Origin of the sequence: Mesorhizobium sp. M5C.F.Ca.ET.164.01.1.1, from assembly GCF_004792125.1 — a bacterium.
Taxonomy (GTDB): Bacteria; Pseudomonadota; Alphaproteobacteria; order Rhizobiales; family Rhizobiaceae; genus Mesorhizobium; species Mesorhizobium wenxiniae.
Map to the genome: position 1 here is coordinate 123,936 of NZ_SRTG01000002.1, position 10,805 is coordinate 134,740.

The window sequence follows — 10,805 nt, forward strand, 5'->3', positions numbered from 1 at the left end:
TGGACTTCAGCCGGCGAGCTTTCGGGCCGTGGTCTGCGTGCCCGAAAGCGATTCGAGGACCGCCTCATAGGGAGCGAGCGTACCTACCGGTCCGACGGCAGTCAGCGTCGGCTTGGTCGAAAACAGCCGTGACGACAGGTCCGTCAGCCGCTCGACCGTCAGCGCCGACAGCCGTTCCATCAGCTCTTCCTTGGCGATCGGCCGGCCGAACAGCAGCATTTGCCGGGCGATCTGCGAGGCGCGGCTGGCCGGGCTTTCGGCGGACATGATCAGGCCTGCACGGTACTGGGCGCGTGCCCGGTCGAGTTCCTCCTGCAGGATGTTCTCGCCGACCTTCTGCAACTCGTCGATGACCACCGGCACCAGCTCGGCGATGTCGCTCTGCCCGGTCGCGGCATGGACGCCGAATATGCCGGTATCGGAAAAACCCCAGTGGAAGGCATAGACCGAATAGCACAGCCCGCGCTTTTCGCGGACCTCCTGGAAAAGACGCGACGACATGCCGCCGCCAAGGATCATCGACAGGACCTGCGAGGCGTAGAAGTCGCGTACATGATAGGCGCGGCCCTCGAACCCCAGCACGATCTGCGCGTCCATCAGGTCGCGGTCCTCGCGGAAATCGCCGCCGACATATTGCGCAAATTGCGGCATCGTGTTGTCGGACTTGCTGCGGAAACCGCCAAGGTGCTTCTCGACCTCGCGCACGAAATTGTCGTGCTTGATGTCGCCGGCGGCGACGACCACCATGCGCTCGGCGCCATATTGCCGTTCGATGAATTTGTGCAATTGCTTCGAGGTGAAGGATTTGACGGTTTCCGGCGTGCCGAGGATGGAGCGGCCGATCGTCTGGTGGCGGAAAGCCGTCTCGGTGAAGCGGTCGAAGACGATGTCGTCGGGCGTATCGTGAGCGGCGCCGATCTCCTGCAGGATCACATGCTGCTCGCGCTCCAGCTCCTGCGGGTCGAACTCGGATTCCTGCAGGATGTCGGAGAGGATATCGACGGCCAGGGGCACGTCGTCGCTCAGCACCCTGGCATAATAGGAGGTGGTCTCGACACTGGTAGCGGCATTGATCTCGCCGCCGACATCCTCGATTTCCGAGGCGATCTCGAAGGCGCTTCGCCTTCTGGTTCCCTTGAACGCCATATGTTCAAGCAAGTGGGCCATTCCGTGCTCTTCGCTACGCTCGTTGCGGGCGCCTGATTTGAGCCAGGCACCAAGAGCGACGGATTCGAGGCTTGGAAGGGTTTCGGTGGCGACTGTCAGGCCGTTCGACAGACGGCTTACCTCAACACCCATATAGCTGATACTCCCTAACTTGCCGCCCGCGTGTGACGGCTAACATAATCTTCCACCATTTTCAGGTCGGATGGAAGTACCGTGTATTTTTCCTCTGATGTCATCAACCCGCCTAGCCATGCCGGCAGGGTCGGCGACACGCCGCTGGCGGCTTCGACGGCGGCCGGGAACTTTGCCGGATGGGCGGTGCCCAGCACCACCATCGGCACGGCATTGGTGACCTTCGCAGCCGCAACATGCATGGCCGCGGCCGTGTGCGGGTCGAGCAGATAGTTGCTGGCTGCGAGCGTCGAGCGGATCGTAGCGGCGACTTCGTCCATGGTCGATCGGCCGGCATCGAATTCGGAGCGGATCCTGGCGATCTCGCCCGCTTCGATGGTGAAGGCGCCGGACTGCTTGAGGCCGCTCATGTAGCGCCGCACGGTTGAGGCGTCGCGGCCAGCCGCCTCGAACAGCAAGCGCTCGAAATTCGAAGAAACCTGGATATCCATAGACGGCGACGTGGTCGAAAAGACGCCTTTCGTGCGATATTCGCCGCTCGACAGCGTGCGCGCCAGAATGTCGTTGTCGTTGGTCGCGATGATCAGCCGCTCGATCGGCAGCCCCATCTTCTTGGCGGCGTAGCCGGCGAAGATGTCGCCGAAATTGCCGGTCGGTACCGTGTAGGAAACCGGCCGGTCGGGCGCGCCGAGCGACAGCGCCGATGAGAAATAATAGACGATCTGGGCCATGATGCGGGCCCAGTTGATCGAATTGACCCCGGACAGCGATACCCGGTCGCGAAAAGCGTGATCGTTGAACATGTCCTTCACCAGCCCCTGGCAATCGTCGAAATTGCCTTCGATCGCGATTGCATGGACATTTGCGGCAGAGGACGTCGTCATCTGCCGCTGCTGCACCGGCGAGACCCGGCCGTGCGGGAAAAGAACGAAGATGTCGGTGCGGTTGCGCCCGGCGAAGGCATCGATGGCGGCCCCACCGGTGTCGCCGGACGTGGCGCCGACAATGGTGGCGCGCTGGTCGCGTTCGGCAAGCACATGGTTCATCAGCCGGGCGAGAAGCTGCATGGCCACGTCCTTGAAGGCAAGCGTCGGGCCATGGAAGAGTTCCAGAACGAACGTGTTCGAGCCGGTCTGCACCAGCGGGCAGACCGCCTCGTGACGGAAGGTCGCATAGGCTTCGCGCACCAGGCGTTCGAACACCGGCATCGCGATCTCGCCGCCGAGAAACGGCGACAGCACGCGGATGGCGAGGTCGGGATAGGCAAAGCCGCGCATGGCGCGGATCTCTGCCGCCGAAAACTGCGGCCATGTATCAGGCACATAAAGACCGCCATCGCGCGCCAAGCCCGCCAGCACCGCGTCGGAAAATCCAAGCACGGGCGCTTCCCCGCGGGTACTCACATATTGCATCGTCATGTTCCATTGCTGCCGGGCGGTCTCGTCCGCGGCAAAGTGGTTAATTTCCGTCCTTGTTCAGTCGCATTTTTGCCGCGCGGTTGATATACGTCACCCGCTTTGCGAGAGGGAAGTGCAGTTCATGGCGTTCCATACATTCAACGGTCGTTTTGTCGCGGGTCTGGCGCTGACTGGCTTTATGCTCACCGCCGCCGGCTGCCAATCAGGCGGCAATGGCATCTTGGGCTTCGGAAAGACGGACACAACACCGCCACCACCGCCGGACCCCAAGCTTCTCGCCAGCCAATTGCGGGCCTATTGTCCGAAAGTGACGCTGCGCGACGGCACCGCCTTTTTCAACACCTATGCCAAGGGCGGCCAAAAGCCCAAGAAAAAAGCCGCCGCCCAGGACGCCGAAGCTGCTGCGCTTGACGCGAGCAGCGATCAGCAGGACGATTCCGCGAAGATCATCTATCAGGCATCGATCACCGATGTGACCCGCGACTGCAACCGTGCCAACGGCTCGCTGACGATGAAGATTGCCGTGGCCGGCAAGGTCGTTCCGGGACCGATGTTCAGCCCGGGCACCATCACCATGCCGATCCGTATCGCTGTGATGCATGGCACCGAGGTCCTTTACTCGCAGCTTCACCGATATCAGGTCCAGGTTACCAATCCCTCGAGTGCCACCCAGTTCGTCTTCACTGATTCGAACGTTGTCGTTCCCGAGCCCACCGCGCGGGACTATCAGGCGTTCGCCGGCTATGACGAAGGCCCGCCGAAGAAGACCGACAAAAAGATTGCCGCGGTCGAATAGCGGCGGCGTTTGAGCCGCCTACGGTCGGAGGCGCATGCATCACGCATCCGCCGACCATTCCGACAGGGCGGCGATCACGCTTTTCAGCTCCGCCCAGCGGCGGATGACCGTTTCGGCGCCGGCCTCGGTCAGCGCGTCGGCATGCCCGGGATAGCTGTGCGCCGCTCCGGTGAAGCCGATCACACGCATGCCGGCTGTCCTGGCGCCGGTCACACCGTGCACGGAATCCTCGATGACGAAGGTGTTCGCCGGGTCGGCCTTGAGTTTTTTCGCGGCAAAGAGAAACACGTCGGGCGCCGGCTTGGATTTTCCGCTCGGCGTTTCCAGCGACGAAAAAATGTGCCCAGTGAAAAACGGCAGCAGACGCACCTTCTCCAACATGAATTCGATCCGCTCGGTGCGCGAATTCGAGCAGATGCAGCGCGGTGCTGTCACCGCGGCGACCGCCTCGTGCACCCCGTCGATGGCGCGCACGTCGCTGCGCAGCCGGCGGTCGACCAGCTCTTCGGCGCGATCGATCAGCGCGGCCTGGAACGGGACGCGGGATTTTTCCTCGACCCGCATCATGATGTCCTTGAAGGTCAGCCCGGCATAGGTTTCGGAAAGCTCCTCGGCCGATATCTCGTAGCCGGCCGACGTCAAAAGCTCGGCTTCGATGCGTGCGGCGATGATTTCGGAATCGACGAGCACGCCGTCGCAATCGAAGATGACAAGGTCTGGCTGGGGCATAGCGATCCGGAAAGCGGGAGGGAGGAGGCTGGGACGGTTCAGGCGGCGCGGCATACACCAACGGGCCCGGCTTCGCAAATTACCTGGGCTCCGGACCCTCGGCCTTCATCGAATATTTACGCTGATCGGTAACCATAACAGGGAGTAAACAGTAACGCGTTCTTTGGGTGTCACAATGTCTGCCGTGCGTCTTCTCGACGAGCTTTCCCACGCTCCCCAGCAATCTGAATGGCTGGATACGATCCTGAAGGGCGATTGCGTCGCCGCGCTCGACCGGCTGCCCGAAAAATCCATCGACGTGATCTTTGCCGATCCGCCCTACAATCTGCAGCTCGACGGCGATCTGCACCGGCCCGACCAGTCCAAGGTCGATGCCGTGGACGACGATTGGGACCAGTTCGCGAGTTTTGAGGTCTACGACGCCTTCACCCGGGCCTGGCTGCTTGCGGCGCGCCGCGTGCTGAAGCCCAACGGCACCATCTGGGTCATCGGCTCCTACCACAACATTTTCAGGGTCGGCGCCAAGATGCAGGATCTGGGGTACTGGATCCTCAACGATGTCGTGTGGCGCAAGACCAATCCGATGCCGAATTTCCGGGGCCGCCGCTTCCAGAACGCCCATGAGACGATGATCTGGGCCTCGCGCGATCAGAAGGGCAAGGGCTACACCTTCAACTACGAAGCGCTGAAGGCGTCGAACGATGACATCCAGATGCGTTCCGACTGGCTGTTTCCGATCTGCACCGGCAGCGAGCGCCTCAAGAACGAAAATGGCGACAAGCTGCATCCGACGCAGAAGCCCGAGGCGCTGCTCGCCCGCATCATGATGGCCTCGACGAAGCCCGGCGATATCGTGCTCGATCCTTTCTTCGGCTCCGGCACTACCGGCGCGGTGGCCAAGCGCCTCGGCCGCCATTTCGTCGGCATCGAGCGTGAGCAGGCCTATATCGACGCCGCCAACGAGCGCATCCATGCAGTCCGGCCGCTGGATCGGGCTGATCTCACCGTGCTTACCGGCAAGCGCGCCGAGCCGCGCGTTGCTTTCGTCAGCCTCATCGACACCGGGCTGATGCTGCCGGGTGCCACACTCTACGACGCCAGGAAGCGCTGGGCGGCCAGGGTGCGCGCCGACGGCACGGTGGCGGTCGGCGACAGCGCCGGATCGATCCACAAGATCGGCGCGGAAGTTCAGGGGCTGGATGCCTGCAACGGCTGGACCTTTTGGCATTATGAGCGCAGCGGCGGCCTGACCCCGATCGACGAGCTTCGCCGTATCGCCCGCCTCGGCATGGAGCGGGCAGGGGCCTGACGATAACCGCTATAGCGGTCTCGTTGCACATCGTTCCCGAAGGAAGGAGGGGCGCGCTCGGCCTGTCTTTTCGCCGGGTTACACCTTGATGCCGCACACACCTGTGCCGGGAAGACCAGCGCTCGCCGGTTGGAATCTCACGATCATGCGAGTCGCAGACCGAGGTAACGAACCATCGGATCGAAGTCTCGGTCATCATGCAACAGCGCGTGTCCACCCAGGATGCAGAATGTGCCGATAATCATATCGATTGTCTTGCGGATGGTGATGCCCCGCTGCCGGAGCATGCGATAGTTTCGGGCAGCTTCGACTGCCGTCGCCGGATCCAGCATCGGCATAATGGCGAATTGTCGGAGGTTCCGCTCAATCAGTTGGGCATGCGGTTCGTTGAGCGCGCCTTGTAGCACTTCCAGCAGGATCAAGTCTCCGACCAGAATCTCCTGAGTGTCATCGAGATGCCTGAGCTTACCGACCGAGACGCTGTCCGTGTTGCGGAGATGGGCGATCCACACGGAACTGTCGACGACGATCATCGATGCCGATCGGGCGAACGGCCTTCCCGCATGGCGTCAAGATCGCCCTCCCAGCCGGCGCCAGCAAGGGCGGCGATAGCCATATCCTGCCTGTGCCGGCGCACCAGAGTGCGCAGCGCCGCCTCAATCGTCGCTTTCTTGGTCTTGAGGCCGGAGGCGGCCATGGCCTCCGCGATCAATTCGTCGTCGAGTTCGATGTTGGTTCGCATGGTGATGCTCGATGTGTATAGATTGGACTAAATATACACATTCTGCTCCTGACCAACAAGCCGTCACAACGAAAGCCGTCCCGTCGGAGGGACCACGGTGAGCGATTCCCCAGGAACGGTTATTGACCTTTGCCCACCGTTTCTCGAAGGCTTGGTTCCCTACCCAACGGAGACCAATTCCATGAAAGCTCTTGCCTCGCCGTTTGTCGCCGCCGCGCTCGTCACGGCGTTGTTGGCCCCTCCGGCGATTGCGCAGAACACCGGCGCAGAAAACCAGCTTGATGCGATTATCAAGGGCGGCAAGCTGCGCGTTTGTACGACCGGCGACTACAAGCCCTTCACGTTTCATGATAAGACCGCGAATAATTACCAGGGCATCGATATCGATCTCGCAAAATCCCTGGCAAGTTCACTAGGGGTCGAGGCGGAATTCGTGGCGACTACCTGGAAAAAATTGCTGGCCGATTTTACAACCGGCAAGTGTGACATCGCGATGGGCGGCATTTCGGTGACCCTGGAACGCCAGAAGCAGGTGTTCTTCAGCGAACCCTACCTCGTCAACGGCAAGGCGCCGATTGCGCGCTGCGAGGACGAGGCGAAATTCCAATCGATTGACGACATCGACAAGCCGGATGTGACTGTGATTGTTAATCCCGGCGGGACCAACGAGAAATTTGTGCGTGAAAAACTCAGTGACGCCAAAATCGAGATCTACCCGGATAATGTCACGATCTTCCAACAAATTCTTGACGGCAAAGCCGATATTATGATCGCCGAATCGGTCGAAACCGAGTTGCAGGAGAAACTTCACCCTGGCCTTTGCGCGATCAACCCCGAGAAGCCACTCCAATATGGCGAAATGGGTTACATGCTTCCTGAGGGTGCCGTCGTCTTCAAGGCCTATGTCGACCAGTGGCTGCATCTTGCCAAGGCGACGGGTGAGTTCGATCGCATCTACGCGTCTCACGTCAAGTAGCCCGACGACTCGATCCAATGGCAGCGCCGCGCAGCACGCGCCTCAGCGACTACACCGCTATCACACGCCGTCTTGTCCATCAGCTTGAGAGGACAACACTGGTTCAGCCGTTGCGCGCGCTTTGCCGCCTATTGACCCCACCGATTGCCCTGGCCTGACAACAAATCCTATTGCAATCGGCCGTGTTGAAGCGGGTTATCAGTCAGACCCGTCGCAGTGATCACACTCTGATCCCCAGTCGATCGAGGTCGGCTTCGAGCGTCTTGGCGTCGGTGAACAGCACCGACTGCCAGCCGGCCGCCTTGGCGCCGTCGACATTCATCTGGCTGTCGTCGATGAACAGCGTGGCCGCGGGCTCGAGGCCGAAAGCAGTGACGTGATGGTCGTAAATGCCGCGATCCGGCTTGATCATGCCGATCTCGCCCGAAATGGTCACCCCGCGCGGACGGTTGAGAAAGTCGAAACGCTGCCGGGCTTCAGCCAGCGTGTCGGCGGCGAAATTGGTCAGCATGGTGACGTCGTGGCCGCTCTCGATCAGCTTCTCCATGATCTGGACGCTGTCGTCATAAGCGTGCGGCACCATCTCGTGCCAGAGGCGGCGGAAGTTGCGGATGTTGTCGGCGTGGTCCGGGTGTTCGGCGATCAGCAGCGCTTCGGCCTCTTCCCAGGTCCGGCCGCGGTCCTGCTCGATGTTCCAGTCATGCGTGCAGACGTTGTCGAAGAACCATTTCCGCTCTTCGGCGTCGGGGATCAAGCGGCTGAAGGGTAAGTTCGGATCGTAGTGGATCAGCACTCTGCCGATGTCGAAGACGATGTGGCGGATTTCGGTCATTCTTGTCCTCGTTCAATGCAATTCAATGTGGGGCGATATAGGCGATTTAATGTGCGCGCTGCTTCTTCGTCGCGCCCGGTATCGCTGCTTCGATTACCTTTTTCATGACGGTGGGCAGCGCTTCGCCGGAAATTTGATCGGCCAGCGACCAGAAATGACCCGCAGGGGCGGCGCCATCGGTCATCGATTTGAAGACGTCAAGTTCGAGCGCGAAATGGGTGAAGACATGGCTAATCCGGCCGGCTGGCCGCCAGTTGCCGGGGAAGGGCGCTGCCGCATCCGTGATGGCGCCGTCGATCCGCGCGGTCCAGCCGGTCGTCGGTACTTCGGTCATGCCGCCGAGCAGGCCTTTATCCGCACGTTTGCGCAAAAGAATGGCGCCATCGTCACGTACGGCAACGAAGGCAGCCCCGCGCCGCAACGGTTTCTCGCTCTTCGGCAGGCGGACAGGAAAGCGCTCGGGATCGCTTGAAACAGTGGCGCTGCAGTCCTCTCGCAGCGGGCACAGCATGCAACGCGGCCGGCGCGGCGTGCAGATCGTCGCGCCGAGATCCATCATCGCCTGGGCGAAATCGCCCGGTCTGGCCGCTGGAACCATGCGCTCGACATAGGCGCGTATGTCTCCCTTGGCTTCGCTCAGCGGCGTGGCGATCGAAAACAGCCGGGAAACGACCCGCTCGACATTGCCGTCGACGACCGCGGCGGGCTGGTCGAAGGCGATCGCCGCCATCGCCGCCGCCGTGTAGGCGCCGATGCCGGGCAGCTCTCTCAAGCCAGCTTGCGTATCCGGAAACCTGCCGCCTTGCCGTGCGACGAGATCGGCGCAGGCCTTTAGATTGCGCGCGCGGGTATAATAGCCAAGCCCGGCCCAGGCCTTCATGACATCCTCGGCCTGTGCCGCGGCCAGTGCATCGACATCAGGCCATTTCTCGAGAAAGGCCCGGAAATAGGATTTTACCGCTTCGACCGTGGTCTGCTGCAGCATGACTTCGGAAAGCCAGACGCGGTATGGATCGGGCCGTATGCCGCTTGCCAACTCGCGCGGCGCAACGCGCCACGGCAAGTCGCGGTGATGCGCGTCGTACCAGGCGAGCAGGCGGGACGCGATCTCGCCGCTTTCTCCAGACGCGACTCTGCCGCTGTCTCCGGATGCGGTCTTGCGGGTCTGGTCGTGCAGTGCCATTGATCGAGGACTGGCCTAACCGATGCGTGGTGAAGGTCGTGACTGGAGAACGCACATGGCAGGGAAAAGGCCCTTCGGCAATCCCGTTCCGGTGAGTGATCTCGCAACCCAGATTCTCGATCCGGTGTTGCGGAAGCGGGCCGGCATGTCGATCGGGCTCGTCCAGTCCTGGGAGGAGATTGCCGGGCCGCGGCTCGCCAGCCGTTCGCGCCCTGAAAAGATCCAGTGGCCGCGCCGCATGCATGAAGATGATCCGTTCGAGCCGGCGGTTCTGGTCATCGCCTGCGAAGGCATGGCCGCGCTCCATCTGCAGCACGAGACCGGCGAGATCATTAACAGGGTCAATGCCTTCCTCGGCTTCAACGCTATCGGCCGGATCAGAATCGTGCAAAAGCCGGTGACGGCGGACAAAGGGCGGCCTAAACAAAGCTTTCGGCCGCTGACCGCGGCCGAAAAGGTGAAGTTGTCAGGCACTGTCGGAATGATCGAGGATGACGGGCTGCGCGCTTCGCTGGAGCGGCTCGGCGCCACCATTCTCGGTCAAAAGAAAGTATAATCTCGCGCTTTCGTGATCGCGCACACAAGATTCGGCGATTGGAATGGGGACGGCGATGCCTTAATTCGCGCCAACTCTCGCCTTCTCTAGTCTTTGCATTGCAAAATCCAACCATTGTCAGGTGATTCGTATGACCCGTCTTTTGTCCCGCAGGAACCTCCTGTCGTCGCTGGCCGCCATTCCGGCGGTGGCTCTGCTCGGTGCCTGCAGCGACTCGGGCGAGAAGGCCGTGGCGCAGGATGCAAAGCCTGCGGCTCCCGCCGATGCGATGAAGCCGGCCACTCCTGCCGCGGCCAAGGCGCCTGAGGCCCAGGGCACGGTGGACATGGCGGCTCTGCTGAAACCCGGCGCACTGCCCGACGAGCAACTGGGCAAGGACGACGCGAAGGTCACCATTGTCGAATATGCCTCGATGACCTGCCCGCACTGCGCGCATTTCCACGAAACCACCCTGCCTGAGCTGAAGACGAAATATATCGACACCGGCAAGGCCCGCCTTATCCTGCGCGAATTTCCGTTCGACCCCAGCGCCGAGGCCGGTTTCATGCTGGCACGCTGCTCCAAGGACAATTATTTCCCGATGGTGGACGTTCTGTTCAGGCAGCAGGCGAACTGGGCAGGTGTTGCCAATACCAAGGACGCCCTGCTGCAAATCTCCAAGATGGCCGGTTTTACACAGGAGTCGTTCGAGGCCTGCTTGACGGACCAGAAACTTCTGGACGATGTGAGATCGGTCCAAAAGCGCGGCGCCGATGAATTCAAGGTCGACTCGACGCCGACCTTCTTTATCAACGGGAAGACCTACAAGGGGGCGCTGTCGATTGAGGAAATCTCGGCTATTATCGACCCTCTGCTCTGACGTTTCGGCAGCGCCGAGGCGGCCGCGCTTCGGCGTGCGCGACCTTTTGTTGTGCCGCGGGCTCTTGCCGCAAAACCGCGGAACACTTTTGCTGACCCCGCTTATG

At 61.4% G+C, this 10,805-nt stretch carries 12 protein-coding genes; 5 read left to right on the forward strand and 7 right to left on the reverse strand.

Annotated features, from left to right (window positions below):
• Positions 1-6: 6 nt before the first annotated feature.
• Together EN807_RS17435 and thrC are read right to left on the reverse strand one after the other, a co-directional pair.
• Positions 7-1,299 carry a pitrilysin family protein gene (locus EN807_RS17435; RefSeq protein ID WP_029355661.1) on the reverse strand — a complete coding sequence of 431 codons (1,293 nt, stop codon included), beginning with the start codon at positions 1,297-1,299 and terminating at the stop codon, positions 7-9.
• Between the two features lie 14 nt (positions 1,300-1,313).
• On the reverse strand, positions 1,314-2,711 hold the full coding sequence (thrC, locus tag EN807_RS17440; RefSeq protein WP_135935997.1) for a threonine synthase: 1,398 nt from the start codon (positions 2,709-2,711) through the stop codon (positions 1,314-1,316).
• Positions 2,712-2,838: 127 nt separating this feature from the next.
• On the opposite strand from thrC, the gene EN807_RS17445 reads away from it, so the two are divergent.
• Complete coding sequence (locus EN807_RS17445; RefSeq protein ID WP_135935998.1) at positions 2,839-3,513, forward strand: hypothetical protein; 675 nt, start codon at positions 2,839-2,841, stop codon at positions 3,511-3,513.
• Between the two features lie 39 nt (positions 3,514-3,552).
• Here the strand turns inward: EN807_RS17445 and EN807_RS17450 are convergent, their stop codons facing one another.
• On the reverse strand, positions 3,553-4,242 hold the full coding sequence (locus EN807_RS17450) for an HAD family phosphatase (RefSeq protein ID WP_135935999.1): 690 nt from the start codon (positions 4,240-4,242) through the stop codon (positions 3,553-3,555).
• Between the two features lie 175 nt (positions 4,243-4,417).
• Between EN807_RS17450 and EN807_RS17455 the strand changes: the two genes are divergently transcribed.
• Positions 4,418-5,551 (forward strand): site-specific DNA-methyltransferase, encoded by a 1,134-nt coding sequence (locus EN807_RS17455; protein WP_135936000.1) that lies wholly within the window; start codon positions 4,418-4,420, stop codon positions 5,549-5,551.
• A 143-nt stretch (positions 5,552-5,694) separates the two neighbouring features.
• Here the strand turns inward: EN807_RS17455 and EN807_RS17460 are convergent, their stop codons facing one another.
• Positions 5,695-6,084 (reverse strand): PIN domain nuclease, encoded by a 390-nt coding sequence (locus EN807_RS17460; protein WP_135936001.1) that lies wholly within the window; start codon positions 6,082-6,084, stop codon positions 5,695-5,697.
• Positions 6,081-6,293 (reverse strand): type II toxin-antitoxin system VapB family antitoxin, encoded by a 213-nt coding sequence (locus EN807_RS17465; protein ID WP_135936002.1) that lies wholly within the window; start codon positions 6,291-6,293, stop codon positions 6,081-6,083. The genes EN807_RS17460 and EN807_RS17465 overlap by 4 nt, the downstream gene beginning before the upstream one ends.
• A gap of 181 nt (positions 6,294-6,474) precedes the next feature.
• Between EN807_RS17465 and EN807_RS17470 the strand changes: the two genes are divergently transcribed.
• A complete protein-coding gene (locus EN807_RS17470) occupies positions 6,475-7,269 on the forward strand; it encodes a transporter substrate-binding domain-containing protein (RefSeq protein ID WP_135936003.1) in 795 nt (264 codons plus the stop codon).
• Between the two features lie 220 nt (positions 7,270-7,489).
• Here the strand turns inward: EN807_RS17470 and EN807_RS17475 are convergent, their stop codons facing one another.
• A complete protein-coding gene (locus EN807_RS17475; protein ID WP_135936004.1) occupies positions 7,490-8,101 on the reverse strand; it encodes an HAD family phosphatase in 612 nt (203 codons plus the stop codon).
• Positions 8,102-8,147: 46 nt separating this feature from the next.
• Complete coding sequence (gene mutY, locus EN807_RS17480; RefSeq protein ID WP_135936005.1) at positions 8,148-9,284, reverse strand: A/G-specific adenine glycosylase; 1,137 nt, start codon at positions 9,282-9,284, stop codon at positions 8,148-8,150.
• 55 nt (positions 9,285-9,339) lie between these two features.
• On the opposite strand from mutY, the gene EN807_RS17485 reads away from it, so the two are divergent.
• Entirely contained in the window at positions 9,340-9,840 is a 501-nt protein-coding gene (locus tag EN807_RS17485; RefSeq protein WP_135936006.1) for a DUF721 domain-containing protein, read from the forward strand.
• Between the two features lie 130 nt (positions 9,841-9,970).
• Positions 9,971-10,699, forward strand: a complete 729-nt coding sequence (locus EN807_RS17490; RefSeq protein ID WP_135936007.1) for a DsbA family protein — start codon at positions 9,971-9,973, stop codon at positions 10,697-10,699.
• Positions 10,700-10,805 lie beyond the last annotated feature (106 nt).